We start from the raw sequence: 14,849 nt of genomic DNA on the forward strand, positions 1-14,849 counted from the left end.
GCGATTTTACCCATACGGCTCAGGGACTTGCAACTAGCGGCAAAGTTATGGCTCTCAAAGATCTAAATCGAGTAGGGTCTCTTCACGACGAGCGCATACAAGCTTGGGGCAGTCCGGCTTCAGTCACACTCAAGGTGGTGATTTCGGCGATGCCCTAGCTCACAGCACCTAATCTTGATAAAATATAACTAGATTGAGTCTACAGCAAATGCAGCTAATTGACGATCGTTTCACACCCCGAGCGCGATGACGCAGATCGGGGGATGAGGATGTAGTTATTAACTGCGAATTGGACTGGGAGCGATCGTTATTCTTTCATGACTATGAATAAGCTGTGTTTGTCCTCAATGGTTATGAATATCTCCTCGGCTTCATCTTGACATGTAGCCTAGTGCCGATTTTAGCGTTGTCAGCATCCAAATTGCTCCGCCCCAGCGGTGGTGGTCCCGAACGCCGGACGACCTACGAATCAGGGATGGAGCCGATCGGTGGTGCGTGGATTCAGTTTAATATTCGCTATTATATGTTTGCCCTCGTCTTTGTCGTCTTTGACGTAGAGACAGTATTCCTCTACCCGTGGGCAGTAGCGTTTAGTCAATTAGGTTTACTTGCTTTTATTGAAGCTCTCGTTTTCATCGCAATTCTTGTAATCGCGCTAGTCTATGCTTGGCGCAAAGGAGCCTTAGAATGGTCATGACACCCAATGATATCAATAGTTTAGAGCGAACTGCCAATCCAATCGAGCGTCCGCAAGTGACGACCGATTTGTCGGAAAATGTGATTCTGACAACAGTAGACGATCTCTACAACTGGTCGCGGTTATCGAGCCTCTGGCCCCTCCTGTTTGGAACTGCCTGCTGTTTCATCGAAATGGCGGCAATGATCGGCTCTCGGTTTGATTTCGACAGGTTTGGGTTGATTCCCCGTGCGAGTACTCGGCAGGCAGATTTGCTGATTACTGCTGGGACGATCACGATGAAGATGGCACCAGCACTAGTACGGCTCTACGAACAAATGCCCGAACCCAAGTACGTGATCGCGATGGGTGCTTGTACGATTACAGGTGGGATGTTTAGTGCGGATTCACCCACAGCAGTGCGCGGTGTCGATAAACTGATCCCAGTTGATATCTATCTCCCTGGTTGTCCCCCACGTCCCGAAGCTGTGATGGATGCCATCATCAAGCTGCGGAAAAAAATCTCCAACGAGTCGATGCAGGAGCGGGGTCAGTTGAATCAAACTCACCGCTATTATAGTACGACGCACAATATGAAAGTCGTAGCACCGATTTTGACAGGTGCCTATCTCCAGACAGGTAATCACGACCATCCCCCAGCAGAAATCGCCGCCGCCATGGGAATGCCTGTATCGCCAGTCTTAGCTACCGCTCAAACACAGGAGGTCGAACGTGGCTGAGGAAGCAACTAACCAAACTGCCGAAATCTCACCACCAGCGGCTCCACTCGCACCGACAGGTAAAGTCTCCCAGTGGTTGACCCAAAACGGGTTTGTAGACCACACCACGCTAGCTACAGACGCTCAAGGTGTCGAAGTCATCCGCGTTGAAGCTCAGTTTTTGTTACCTGTGGCTACTGCTCTGTATGCTTATGGATTTAACTATCTTCAGTGTCAGGGTGGTTATGATGCGGGTGCTGGGGACGATTTGGTGAGTTTTTATCACTTAATCAAGCTGAGTGATAATGCTGTCCAACCAGAGGAAGTCAGAATCAAGGTCTTCTTACCGCGCGAACATCCAGTTGTACCATCGGTGTATTGGATCTGGCGGACTGTGGACTGGCAAGAACGCGAAACTTTTGACATGTTCGGGATTGTCTATGAGGGTCATCCCAATCTCAAGCGGTTATTGATGCCGGAGGATTGGGTTGGTTATCCACTCCGGAAGGATTATGTTTCGCCTGATTTTTATGAGTTGCAAGACGCTCATTAAATCAACTTTCCCCGCTATGAAGCGGGGATTTTTATATTCTGTCTTGTAGTGTGGGTATTATAAATGAGAAAACTCTTTATCTTTTCAAATCGTCTTCTTTATGAAAACTGCTGATAACGTCTTCAGCTCCGAACTAGACGAGCGGGGCATTGCATATTCTGTAACGATTGAAGGACTCTATGAGATCCAAATTCACTCTCAAACCGTAATCGTAAATCTCGAAAATATCCGTCGCAACTACGAACGAGATAGTGATGCTGATGCTATCGTTCGATTTGTGGATAAAGTTGATACTGACTTCATTACTGAAACGCCATCATGGGATGATGTACGACAGTATATTCGGTACTCACTTGAGCCATCAGATGAAGAAGAATTTAAAGGAGTTGTTTTCAACGCCATCAGCGACGAACTAAATCAAGTATTTATTTATATCTCAGTCGATGGCTCCCGAATTACGTGGATTGACAAATCTATGATTGATAATTGGGGCATCACTCGCGAACAGATGGTTCATCAAGCTGAGCATAATATGGTGGCAATTTTGGCTGAAACAAAATTTGAAATTGAGGACATTGATGGAAATAAACTAGGGATGCTCTCAACCACAGAAATAGCTTTCAAGGCTTCGCTAATCGTATCACCTGCATTCCGAGATTTGGTTGCACCAACTCATGGTTGGCCAGTTTATGTAGTTGTGCCTTGTCGTGATTTTGTATATGTTATCAGTGAGGACAATCTCGATTTTCTCAGTTGTCTCGGTAGTATCGTAATCGACGAATATCGGAAATCGGGTTATCCAATTACAAAAGATGTGCTTCAAATATCGGACGATGGTATCACCGCAATTGGCACTTATCCCGAACCTAATTGATATGGCAAGGTTGTTGTGTTTCGCGTTGCTCTACCCAACCTACTACTTCAAGACGCTCATTAAATTAATTGATAATTGATAATTGGGTTTGTTAAGTTGATTTTCCTCGCTACTGAGCGGGGATTTTTTGGGGGGGGAGCGGCGATCGCCATTGATTGTATATAATATCAGCTAAGGCTGTTAGGACTTACACGAGGATAGGTAACTTATCTAGTACCTTAGCAATGTCAAAGCCTTATAGTTACGATTTTCGGAAAAAAGTAATCGAAGCAATTGAGTTGGACGGACGCAAAAAAGGTGACGTGAGTGAAATATTTCAGATTAGTCGCAACACAATCAATCTATGGCTTAACCGGAAAGAGCAAACCGGAGATTTTTTGCCTGAGCCAAATAGACCGCCAGGAAATAACCATAAGATTACTGACTGGAATAAGTTTACAAAGTTTGCCAGTGTGAATGGAGATAAAACCCAAGAACAGATGGCTCAATTATGGGAGGGAGACATCAGTAACCGGACGATTTCTCGGGGCTTGGCAATTGGATTTACACGTAAAAAAAAACTTATGGATACCTCGAACGGGACGAAACAAAGCGTCAAATATTTTTGGAGCAATTAGCCAAGATTACGCCTGAGAGCATTGTCTATGCTGACGAGTCTGGAATGGATAACAGCGATGAATACGCTTATGGATGGAATAAATCTGGTCAGAAATTCTATTCACTCAAGTCAGGAAAAAGACAAGGACGAGTGAATATGATTGCAGCTTTTCGTAAATGTCGCAATGAGTTTGATTCTCTGCGTGATGCGATCGAACATATTTTAAAATTAGCGTCCTAACAGCCTTGGCTGTTACTATAGTTAGTCTAATCCCAATTCACGCTCGAAGCAGGCTAATCATAGTGTGGGCACCAGATCTAAATTTCGATCGCTAGTACAAATCGCCGATCCAGATGGCGCGATCGATTTTGGTTTTCTAGGGGGTTGAGCGATATCGATCTTTGGTGAGGAGATGGGGTAAATCAACAGCCGAAACACCATCGACATAGGTTTGGAGCAACATGGGATGATTGGTGTCACTAAAGCCGATATCGCTGTCTGGATGAAACGTCACCAAGGATAATCCGCGATCGAGAGTCAGAAATTTGTGTGGCATCCCTTGCGGAATTCGCATTACCATCCCTGGTTGGAAATTGTATTCGCACTCTGGGGTGAGACAGTACCCATCTCCGGCTACTACTATGCCGATCCGATCGGTTGGATGATCGTGCATGGTTTGAGCGACTTGGGGGGGGAAATGTAGGGCGTACAAGCCAGGATCGCCGCGATGAATCGGTGGTAACAGGATATCGGTGCTCCCGCCGTCAATGTAGGCAAACTCACCAGGAGACTCGATCGGACCACCCAGGGTAAAAGGACGACTAAAATTGAGGTAGGTAATCACAAAACCGCTGGATTTTTTGCCTAAGAGCGTGCCCGAGCGAGGTAGAGTGAAATACATGCCAGGGGATAGAGGATAGGCTGTACCGTCGGCTTGGATTAACGCTGGCTGACCTGTAAGTACGTAGCCAAAATGAGTGCCTAGGCTTGACAGAGTTAACTCTCGATCGCTCCAAGTTTGCCAGATATATTGATGTTGGGGGTACTGTCGATCGAGATTAGCCCCAACTTCCTCGAATTCGATGCTCATAAACCAGTGGTATTGAAATAGATATACTTGAGCCTAATTATATATTAATCATAGCTTATTTATCAACTCTTAAACAAGAATTTCATCAACTTATTTCTCTCTACTTGGGAGATTTGACAATCTCTGTTTTGGAGACATTCAACAATAATACTAATTCTCACGTAATATTTTTTGAGAATTAATTTAAAATCTTCAGACTTCTGGCTAGAGTCACCTAGCCTTAACAAGCTTCGAGCAATGATCCTGGCATCGGTTGCCATTTTATTGAGAACTTCTTCATGACTGACTAAATCATTTTCTCGTTCGTAATTCTTTTTCAAACTTTCTAGTTTTTGATAATTTTCTATTGCTAACTTTCGATCTTCAAGAACATTTTCAATGGCGATTCTCATTGCTTCATTTGCAGTTTTGGCGATCGATATTTGAGGATCTGCTTCAGCCCGATCGATCGCTGTTTTGAGATCTATTCCCAGCATTCGATGATAAAAACTAGCGGCAACAAAAATACTACTGCGGGGATCGAGTGCGAAGGCGACAGTCCGATGGCGATCGAGATCGAAGTCAATATCAAAGCGCAGAGCCAAGACTGCTTGAGGGGAGAGATTGGTAAGCATCAGATCTAGCTCTGGAGCGATCTGGGGTAGCTGGCGCAGGTAGTCGCCCAGATCTGGATGAGTACGCACCAACTCATGAATATGCTGTTGCAGTGGTTGGAGTAAGAGATCGCCATGACTGAGCAATTCTACGGCTAATAACCATACTTCTCGCCAGGTAGAGCCATCATCTAAATGTGCGAGCAAGATCTCGATCGATGCTGGCGGGGGCGTTTGAGTGGGTGTAGGGATTAAGTAACAGGCGACAAAGTATTCATGAAAAGTGAGATGGGAGAAGGAGTAAATATCTCGAGCGCGCTCAATTAGTAGCCCATGCTGGGCGACGATCGCTTTTAAAATCGAACGGCTGGCTATGGGTGATATCGAGCGCGGATCGATATCTGGAAGCTGTTGTAAAAATTCTAAAATGTACTGCTCGACGACAGCACCACTAAAAAAATATTGACGCTCTTGGAGAGTTTTGAAGGCGATTGTAGCCAGTAACTGGATTTTTAACTCTGGTGATAACCACCGATAAATCGGATCGCGCTCGATCCCGCGTCGATTGTCCCATTTTGCCAGCAAAGTCTCGATCCCGACTTGGTACAATCTCGTTCTAATATGGAGACAACTACCCAGATCTTCAAATGCCAGACAGACTAAGGGTAGTAAAATGGGGGTTACTACCAAGTCTTTTAGTTCGGGGTTGCGGGCTAATTCCTGGAGAAAGTTGGCTGCAAATTCCGCTCCATGTGGTCGATCTTGAAACCATTTGGAGGCGAATTTAGCAATCTGTTCGTCATCGAAATCGGCTAGTTCTACTTCAGTAAATCGCTCGAATCCATAAGTATCTTCCCAAGCACCAATCCGACAGGAGATCGCGATATAGTTATCGCCAAATTCTTTGATAAACTCCCGTAATCGATCGAGGATCTGTGCTTCATCAGCTCTGGGAATTTCATCCCAACCATCTAGTAAAATTAGTCCCCTACCAGCTTGAAATAGTTGTCGCCACTCATTGATGTTTGTACCCGATCCATAGCGGCGATCGATATAAGCGACGAGAGCGGTATCTGCATCTGTTTGCGCCCAATCTTTTAAGGTTAGTAAAATCGGTACGCGATCGGCTGCGATGTTGCCGCGATCGCACTCTGTTGCCAGATGTTGCAGAAAGGTCGTTTTTCCAGCTCCAGGTTTACCGAATAGAATTAGATGCTGATATTTGGTGAGAGCGTTAATCCCCGAAATCCGCGTGACATTGACTTTCCCTAGACTCCAGCGATCGTCGATCTGGGTTTCAGCCATCGAGTCATCGATCGTTTGCCACCGATCGGCGGAGATTTTTTCGAGGACTTTGACTTCGGTATAGATATCTTCAGGCTCGATCGGATGATTTAAGCCCAAAATCCGAATTGGACCGCAACGATGAGCGATCTCGGCGTGGACTAGATGGCGGTAATGATTGACTAATGCCTGAGTATCTTTCGAGCGAGTAGTGGCGATCGAGCGCGATCCGGTCGGTGGAGTCTGGGCAATTTCATGCCAATCCAAGCCTAGTCGCTGACAAATCGCCATAAACAGCCGTTGTTCGATCGCCTTACCACCGAAGAAATTGGAGATCGGCTGACGACTGCACTCCAGTTCCCGCACTAGCTCGACTTGGGTCAATCCTTGCTGTGATAATGCTTGGCGCGCCACTGCTAAACCTGAAGAGTTAGGGGTGAGCGAAGGTCTAGCCATAGAATTTCCAGGGATTTACACAGTCATTATACCCAGTGGCGATGCGATTGGATCGAGTTAGATTCATCAGATCCCCGACTGTCTTGTCTCGCGCGCTTAATTTTTATTTACTCAATCAGCGTTGAATTATACATTAAACTTGCATTACAATAACGCTCAAGGCTAAGGTTCCAGATAGCTAATGAACATAAATACTGTTTTAATCGATCGATATCAAATTCGTCAGCAACTCAGTCAGAAGGCTGGAAGACGGACATTTTTGGCTCACGATCTTCAGTCTCAAGATTTAGTCATCATCAAAATTCTGCGCTTCGATCCGGATTTTCAGTGGGACGATTTGAAATTATTTGAACGGGAAGCTAGTACTCTCCAGAATTTAGATCATCCAGCGATTCCTAAATATCTAGATTATTTTGAGATCGAGGAGCCAGGAACTCGCGGCTTTGCTTTAGTGCAAACCTATATTAACGCACCTTCTTTAGAATCGATTGTTAAAGAAGGACGAAAATTTTCAGAAGTGGAAGTAATTGCATTAGCCGATCGAATCCTATCAATATTAACCTATCTCCATCACCAACATCCTCCAGTCATTCACCGTGATATTAAGCCGAGTAATATCCTGCTTACCAATCGTTCGGGGCATAGTATTGGGGATGTCTATCTAGTCGATTTTGGCTCGGTGCAGACAGTAGCGAGTAAAGATGGCGGGACAATTACGATCGTCGGTAGTTATGGATATATCCCACTCGAACAATTTGGCGGTCACACCACGACAGCATCAGACTTGTATAGTTTGGGAATGACTGTGATTTATCTACTCACTGGAACTCATCCGGCTGAGCTAGCCCAAGTAAATGGACGGGTCAAATTTACGGCTGAAATTAGTAATAAATTTCATCGCTGGTTGGAAAAAATGACTCAACCGCATCTCGAAAAAAGATTTGAGTCGGCAAAACTGGCACAAGTAGCTTTAGCATCAAAGGATGGTAGTTATGGAGATTTTATTCATCTCAAACCTGCTGATAGTAAAGTAAAATTAGATCGCGATCGCGATCGGTTACAATTAAAATTTAAGACTTTATTTGCATCTAAAACTATCGAAACTATAGATTTCCTGTGCTCGTCGGTGCTGCCATGTATGATGATGTTGGGAGTTTTTGCTTGGTTCCTGTATTTGGTGTGCCCCTTGATAATTATCGGGCTAGTTGCTGCACTACTTGTATCTCCGCTGCATATTTTATTATTGTTTATGTACTGGGTATCGATCCGCCCATTACTTATTGTCGCTCAAAGAATTAATATTAATTTATTTCAAAAATACACGATTGTCACTATCGCAGATAACCAGCTTTCTGAATTCAAGTATGCGGGCAACCTCGATCGGTATCAACAGTTACATCAGGCATCCAAGCGATCGGCAATCGAATCGATCGTTTATAATCCTGGCTATACTTTTGATAAATATCTGGATGCCAATGGCAAGTCGGTTAGTAGAGGTGAAGTAAAGGTTCAACCAGAATTATCTCTATTGTTAAAGTCAGAGCGATATATCATCGGGCGCGGTTTGTCTCAAGCCGAACTCTGGTGGTTGAGTCAAGAATTAAGTGATTTTCTCAATTTGGAACTGCACATCATCTATCCTACTCCCCAAGTTCCGCCGGAACCTTCATGTGGTGGATGCTAACTAGATATTGGGAGGTAGCGGTATCGTGATGATGACACTAGTAGAAGCAGATTTGTATGCCAGAATTTGTCAATTTAAATTAGACAAACCGGAAGCTACTTTCTCTTTTTCTGCTAAATTAGCATGGGAATACCGATGGACGGGGATGTATACATACAGAGCGATCCAGGAGTATAAAAAGTTTGTATTTTTAGCAATGGTTGCCAAGCATACTGTATCGCCATCGGCTCCAGTCGATCGCGTGTGGCATTTGCATCTCCTTGATACCCATTCCTATTGGGATAAATTCTGTGGTGAGGTACTAAAGCGTCCGCTCCATCATTCGCCGAGTCTAGGGGGTAAACAGGAGGGCATCAAATATCAGCAGATCTATCAACTCACACTAGCAACCTATCGGCAATATTTTGGAACTCCACCTGAAGATATTTGGCATCCAGCACGCTTGAGGAGTGAGCGGTTTGCGTATCAGTGGATCGATCGAGATGCTCACTGGGTTATCCCCAAACTCTACTACTGGCTAAATAGTCAAATTCGCGATCGATGGTAATTCGCAGAGGCTGTAGGGGGATTTAGAGGCACTCTCGACATCAAACAGCTTCTAAGCGTTAGTAACTCTTAACACAAAACCACTGCCGCACCAGTCTAGACTTGGTAAAATGCACGAAGAGCCGATCTAGAGATCTGGGCTGGTGTCTGGGTCGATCGCAATCTGAATTAGTTATAAACAAAATCGCTATGGTAAATACCCCTACAAAACCATCATTTGACGAAATCAGACCAGGTGTCAAACGCCCCGCCAAAGAAACTCTCCTCACACCTCGGTTCTACACCACTGACTTTGAAGAGATGGCGAAAATGGATCTCACTGTCAATGAAGATGAGTTGCGATCGATTATTGAAGAAATGCGGGTTGACTACAACCGCAACCACTTTGTCAGAGATGAAAAATTCGATCGCACTTGGGATCATATCCCCGCTGAAACTCGTCAGATATTTATCGAGTTTCTCGAAAGCTCTTGCACTTCCGAATTTTCGGGATTCTTGCTCTACAAAGAACTCAGTCGCAAGCTCAAGGACAAGAATCCGCTCCTAGCCGAAGGCTTTAATCTACTATCGCGGGACGAAGCCCGTCATGCTGGTTTTCTCAACAAAGCGATGGCTGACTTTGGACTCTCGCTAGATTTGGGCTTTCTGACTAAAACTCACAATTACACCTTCTTCAAACCCAAATTTATCTTCTACTCGGTGTACCTATCCGAAAAGATTGGGTACTGGCGATATATCAAGATTTTCCAACACTTAGAAGCAAATCCCGAACACCGGATCTACCCGATCTTCCATTTATTTGATAACTGGTGCCAAGATGAGAATCGTCATGGTGATTTCTTTGATGCCTTGATGCGCTCACAACCCTTGCTGCTTAATGACTTCAGAGCAAAACTCTGGTGTCGGTTCTTCCTGTTGGCGGTATTTGCCACGATGTATCTCCGCGATCGATCGAGCAAGTTTTACGGGATTTTGGGGATGGATAGCCGCGAATTTGATATCGAGGTCATCAAAGAAACCAATCAAACTGCGGGACGAGTATTCCCCGTGATTTTGGATGTGGATCGTCCGCAATTCTTCCAACTTTTAGACAAGTGTGCCGCAGACTATCTCAAACTAGTAGCGTCGGCAGAATCCACAACACCTAAGTTCTTGAAAAAGATGCAGAATCTACCGACGATCGCGTCCATGGGGATCAAGTTACTCCGCTTGTATCTCATCAAACCGATCGATATGACTAAGCAAGCAGGTGTGATTCGCTAACTACTCCCTTCCCAGTGACAAATTAGACATCTAGTGTGGATAGTGAATTAACAATATCTATGCCTTGAGTCGATCGGAGTTTCAATTAAAAAAATGGTTCTGTTTACGACAGAACCATTTTTTTAATTGTCTGTAATCGATCTCTTCCAACTAAGATCGATTACTCACTGTCAACTGTCTGCTTGGTGCAACACATGCGGAGGAAACCTCCGCGTGATTGCATCCGCAACTGTCAACTGTCAACTATCAACTATCAACTATCTGACTTCTTGGGAAACTTGGGTAAATCGATTTTGACGGGTTTAGCGATCGTGCGGGTGCGATCGAGAGTGGGTGCGGGCCAATTGGCGGCGGTGGCTGTTGCCGGATCGCTCAATGCCGCACCTTCTGGATCGACTGTCGCTGCGGCTTGAGGTGGCGTGGCGACGGGATCTAAATTGGAATTGTATCGAATGGTGGCATTGTTGGTGGCGATCGCTTCGCGCCAACTGGCAGGATCGGCGGGTTTTGATGGTGATAAGATCGTCGTCTGCGCGAGTGTCGGTAGGGATGAATGCCGCTGGGGCAGCTCTACGGGTGCTAGGGGTGGTGCGGGGTCGATTGCCGTGGTGGAGATGGGTGAGTCAGTAGTGGCTGGTACTAGGTGGGATAGCGCGGGGGTGGCGGCTGGTGCGGTCTGGGCGGTCGATCGCTCGGCGAGATCGAGATCGTATTTCAATTGAGCTGAGGCGATGGTTTCAGTGGCGGTGTGCTGTGTCAGGAGGTCTGCGTCGTCTAAAGTGGTTGGTAAGACCGTTGGATCGCTGGGTGAGTCGGAAGTGGCGGCGACAGTTAGTGGATCGATTGTCGCAGGTGCTGGGGTGGAAGTTGGCTGCTCAATGGGATTGGTTTGGAGTTTGAGGCGACGATGGAGAGCGATCGCAACTTGTTCGGTTTTGATTAATTTTTGGGACTGCTGTTGATATTTTTGCCGAAGTTGTTCGTGTTCGGCTTCGATTTGGGGGACGATCGTTTGGACGATTTCTAGTTGCTGGGAAAGGGTTTCGATCAGGGTTTGTTGACGTTGTCCGATTTGGTGGGATGTCTCTAGTTGTTGAAATAATGCGCCGACGCGATCGTGTGCGATACTCAGCTCATCTTGTTGCTGTAGGATGGTAATTTCGTGGTGTTGATTTTGCTCCTTGTGGGTATGGAGGGTTTGCTTGGCTGATGCTAAGGCTTGCTCTAATCTGGCAATTTCTTCTACTAATTGACGGTTGACTTGGCGGAGATTGCTGACTACTGTCAACCAATCAGTGCGATCGGGTTGGGCTTCGACTGTGGTATAGATGGTCTCGATCGCTTGGTCTGCTTTGGCTTGAGAAGAAGAGTGTTCTGCTGGGGACATGGCAGGCGGGATGAGTGAATGGGTAAACGGGGATGGATGGAATCCGCTGGAGTTAGTTGCTGACTACGGCGATTTTAGCGATCGTCGCAGTCAATAAATGCTGGTGAGTAAGGGATTGTTGGCTGATGGTGCGGACTGATGCCGAACTTAGAGCCGTTCCGGTTTTGAGGTGTTGTTGCCAAGCTTGAGCGATCGCACTGGCATCGGTGGGGAGATCGGCTAGTTCCCAGCCAGGGATATCAATTTCTGTCATTAGTTTACTGACTTTTGGGTCATAACCGATCGCCCAACATTTACAGCCTTCTGCTGCTGCCATAATCAAACTGTGATAGCGCATCCCGATCGCCAGATCGACGCCTTGAAATAAACCTTTGAGTTGTTGAGGATCTGTCAGTACGACCACCTGACTATTATCGGTGAGTTCGGCTTGAATTTGCTCGGCAAGATTCAGATCTGTAGTCGGTTGGAAGGGGACGAGTAAAACATGACTGCCAGTGGCGGCTTGCAAGTCTACTAAGGCTTTAGTCAGGAGGTCTAGCCGTTGATTTGTCAAGTTGGGATGCGATCGCAAGGTCACGGCGATTTTCGGGCTAGGAATACTCGCAATTGCGGGGACGGGAGTCGCCGCCATCCTCCACACCGGATCGGGAGCCATAGCGCAGGGGATTCCCCAGCCCTCCAGCAATGCGGCTGAGGCTGAATCTCGGACGCTGACAGCCGTACAGTTGCCAAAAGCCCGTTTGGCTATCCATCGTGTCAGGGGCTGGTTGAGCGGGCCAATTCCTTGGGCGAGGGCGATCGTTTGGAGTCCGAACTGTTGAGCTAATCCCAATAGCCCCCCATAATAAATCGAATTTCGCAGACTTGTCGCATCTTGGAGCACACTCCCGCCACCTAAGATCAAAACTTGGGACTCTCGGAGCGCGCGAATTACCGCACCACTATTCATGCGATCGGCACTTCTGACGCCATAGCTCTTGGAAGTACCACGCGGATCGGCCGACAATACCAGCGGTTTCACCTGCGGCGGTAACATCTCCAACATCGATACTAGCAATGCTTCATCGCCACCATTTCCTTTACCATAATAGCCACACAGCACAGCCTGAATTTCACTCATTTGGTCACCCCGATCGATCGCTTAGCTTATGAGATATTCTACATTGCTTCCCTACCAGCAGTGGCTGAAGCGATCGGGATCGTACTCCCTTTCTAGTAACAACTTAGATATCTAGGGTGGTGAGTGGATGGTGGATTGACTTTAGGGATACTTGCCTCAGTATCCTTAGCCAGTTATTGATAATTTATAGCAAGTATATTCAGCAATATTGCTGAATGCCCAGTGAGACGTACCGATCGAGGATTCGCAGGATGCTGACGCCATCTGTAGATCGTCAGATTGGTATCAAGATCGAGTTGTGTTTTAGTCCTCAAACTCGGTTAATATTATTTGTGATATTATATCAATAATTTTATGACCACCTGTCAATCCCCAAAATTATGGAACAATCGAGTTTGAGTGCCATATCCAGACAGAATGCCGACAAAAATCTGCGAGCAATCTTACTGGCTGGGGTAGGTGGCTCGATCGCGATTCATGTTGCGGCGATAGCAGGAGTCACTCATTTTTGGAAACCTGTCGCCGCGATCGAGGAACCAATGGAAATTACCATGGTGGATGTCGATAAGACCGTCCCATCTCCAGTAATTACCGCCCCAGCACCGATAGTTAAATCAGCCCCAAAAATCACGCCGCAGCTAAAGACGGCGGTACAGATTGCCAAGACTCCAGCTAAGGTGAATTTACAACCAAAACCAGCACCCAAAGTCGTTACGCCAGCAGTGGACAAGCCGATCCCGATTGTCAAGACTACCGCCAGTTTGACCACCAATCCAGCAGCTAAACCCAATCGACCGATCGGCAAAGCTGCCTCAAAACCAGCGATTATACCCAAGCGATTGAGTACACCAACCCAGCCAGTAATCGATCCAGCTTTCCCAGACGAATTATTTCGATCGCAACCACAACCAGCGCAAGCTAACAACACACCCCGTCCTCAGAAGACCGCTCCGCGTCCAAAAATAACCAATAGCGAGCGAGTAGCATCGAGAAGTAGCGATAATCAGCCAGGATTAGTAGGTACCCCATCTGGTGGTGGCGGTGGATTAGCTGGAAAACTCAGTAATAATCCTAACCCTGGGGGTAGCGGTGGCAATGCTGGTGACGATAGAGATTTTGGGACAGCCATACCTAGTAAAATTGGTGCAGTAGGCGGTGGTAATGGCAGCGGAGCGGGGGGTACCAATCAGTCAGGATTGGCTGGTAACTCATCTGGCGGTGGCAAACTAGCCAGCGGGTTCGGTAGTGGTGGTGAGGGCGAGATTCTCACTGGTACTGGTGGTGATGGGGATTTTGGCAAGGTCACACCTAGTAGAATTGGTGCGACAGGCGGCGGCGCGGGTGGTACCAATCAGTCAGGATTGGCTGGCAACTCATCCGGTGGTGGTAAATTAACCAGAGGGTTCGGCGGCGGTAGTGGCGGTGGTAGTGGCGGCGGCAATGGTAGCGGTAGCGGCATTGGCGGCGGTGGCGGCGATGGCGATTTTGGGACGGTTACTCAAGGAAACACTTGGCGTGGAGCAAGAGGCGGTGCGGGTAGTGGATTGGGTAATCCAGGTGCGGGCAGGGGTGGTGATGGCGGGGGTGGTGTTTTCGGATTGCAATGTATTCGCAGATGTGAAATCAGTGGACTGACAGATTTGGATGATAAGGATGGTGGTAAAGATAAATTACGGATTAAGATTGCGATCGATCCCAAAGGATTTGTTACTAGAGCGAGTATCTCCAAATCTAGTGGTAATTCCACAATCGATCGAGTCATCGTCAATGGCGTCAAACAGATGCAATTTAGTCCGCCAGGTAAAACAGTAGAACGAGTAATTAAAGCAAATATTTTGATGTAGGTGAAGATTTTATGAATTATCGATCATTCGTGACAAGTTAAGAAGTGATCGCAGTTGTCAAGCGGGTTTGAGAAGATGGCTTAAAGAAGAATTGGTCGCCACTTCGTACATGTTCAGGAAAAGGGGCAATAATCAATTTGACGTTGGGTTTACGAATAGATT

The 14,849-nt window shown here is 46.5% G+C and carries 12 protein-coding genes and 1 pseudogene; 9 read left to right on the forward strand and 4 right to left on the reverse strand.

Annotated features, from left to right (window positions below):
* The first annotated feature begins 334 nt into the window (after positions 1-334).
* From ndhC to ACEW9I_RS20965, 5 genes and pseudogenes are all read left to right on the forward strand, one after another.
* Positions 335-697: a photosynthetic/respiratory NAD(P)H-quinone oxidoreductase subunit C gene (gene ndhC, locus ACEW9I_RS20945; protein WP_373542263.1), complete on the forward strand. Its 363-nt coding sequence runs from the start codon at positions 335-337 to the stop codon at positions 695-697.
* Positions 694-1,416: an NADH dehydrogenase subunit K gene (locus ACEW9I_RS20950; protein ID WP_373542264.1), complete on the forward strand. Its 723-nt coding sequence runs from the start codon at positions 694-696 to the stop codon at positions 1,414-1,416. Before ndhC ends, ACEW9I_RS20950 begins: the two co-directional genes overlap by 4 nt.
* Positions 1,409-1,948 carry an NAD(P)H-quinone oxidoreductase subunit J gene (locus ACEW9I_RS20955; protein WP_373542265.1) on the forward strand — a complete coding sequence of 180 codons (540 nt, stop codon included), beginning with the start codon at positions 1,409-1,411 and terminating at the stop codon, positions 1,946-1,948. The genes ACEW9I_RS20950 and ACEW9I_RS20955 overlap by 8 nt, the downstream gene beginning before the upstream one ends.
* 100 nt (positions 1,949-2,048) lie before the next feature.
* A complete protein-coding gene (locus tag ACEW9I_RS20960; RefSeq protein ID WP_373542266.1) occupies positions 2,049-2,822 on the forward strand; it encodes a hypothetical protein in 774 nt (257 codons plus the stop codon).
* Between the two features lie 224 nt (positions 2,823-3,046).
* Positions 3,047-3,591: pseudogene (locus ACEW9I_RS20965) on the forward strand (IS630 transposase-related protein); the annotation flags it as partial.
* Between the two features lie 205 nt (positions 3,592-3,796).
* On the opposite strand, the gene ACEW9I_RS20970 reads toward ACEW9I_RS20965, so the two are convergent.
* Positions 3,797-4,510: a cupin domain-containing protein gene (locus ACEW9I_RS20970; protein WP_373542267.1), complete on the reverse strand. Its 714-nt coding sequence runs from the start codon at positions 4,508-4,510 to the stop codon at positions 3,797-3,799.
* A 62-nt stretch (positions 4,511-4,572) separates the two neighbouring features.
* Complete coding sequence (locus tag ACEW9I_RS20975) at positions 4,573-6,843, reverse strand: NACHT domain-containing protein (protein WP_373542268.1); 2,271 nt, start codon at positions 6,841-6,843, stop codon at positions 4,573-4,575.
* Between the two features lie 181 nt (positions 6,844-7,024).
* Between ACEW9I_RS20975 and ACEW9I_RS20980 the strand changes: the two genes are divergently transcribed.
* From ACEW9I_RS20980 to acsF, 3 genes are all read left to right on the forward strand, one after another.
* Positions 7,025-8,527: a serine/threonine protein kinase gene (locus ACEW9I_RS20980; protein WP_373542269.1), complete on the forward strand. Its 1,503-nt coding sequence runs from the start codon at positions 7,025-7,027 to the stop codon at positions 8,525-8,527.
* 28 nt (positions 8,528-8,555) lie between these two features.
* Positions 8,556-9,074, forward strand: coding sequence for a hypothetical protein (locus ACEW9I_RS20985; protein WP_373542270.1), 519 nt, complete (start codon positions 8,556-8,558; stop codon positions 9,072-9,074).
* 188 nt (positions 9,075-9,262) lie between these two features.
* Entirely contained in the window at positions 9,263-10,336 is a 1,074-nt protein-coding gene (gene acsF, locus ACEW9I_RS20990) for a magnesium-protoporphyrin IX monomethyl ester (oxidative) cyclase (RefSeq protein ID WP_373542271.1), read from the forward strand.
* Between the two features lie 253 nt (positions 10,337-10,589).
* Here the strand turns inward: acsF and ACEW9I_RS20995 are convergent, their stop codons facing one another.
* Positions 10,590-11,723, reverse strand: a complete 1,134-nt coding sequence (locus ACEW9I_RS20995; protein WP_373542272.1) for a hypothetical protein — start codon at positions 11,721-11,723, stop codon at positions 10,590-10,592.
* A gap of 52 nt (positions 11,724-11,775) precedes the next feature.
* Positions 11,776-12,843, reverse strand: coding sequence for a polysaccharide pyruvyl transferase CsaB (gene csaB / locus ACEW9I_RS21000; RefSeq protein ID WP_373542273.1), 1,068 nt, complete (start codon positions 12,841-12,843; stop codon positions 11,776-11,778).
* Positions 12,844-13,223: 380 nt separating this feature from the next.
* Here csaB and ACEW9I_RS21005 point away from each other — a divergent pair, with 380 nt between their 5' ends.
* Positions 13,224-14,687, forward strand: coding sequence for a TonB family protein (locus ACEW9I_RS21005; RefSeq protein ID WP_373542274.1), 1,464 nt, complete (start codon positions 13,224-13,226; stop codon positions 14,685-14,687).
* The last annotated feature ends 162 nt before the right edge of the window (positions 14,688-14,849 follow it).

It is taken from the genome of Chamaesiphon sp., assembly GCF_041738855.1.
In the GTDB taxonomy this organism is placed as follows: domain Bacteria; phylum Cyanobacteriota; class Cyanobacteriia; order Cyanobacteriales; family Chamaesiphonaceae; genus Chamaesiphon.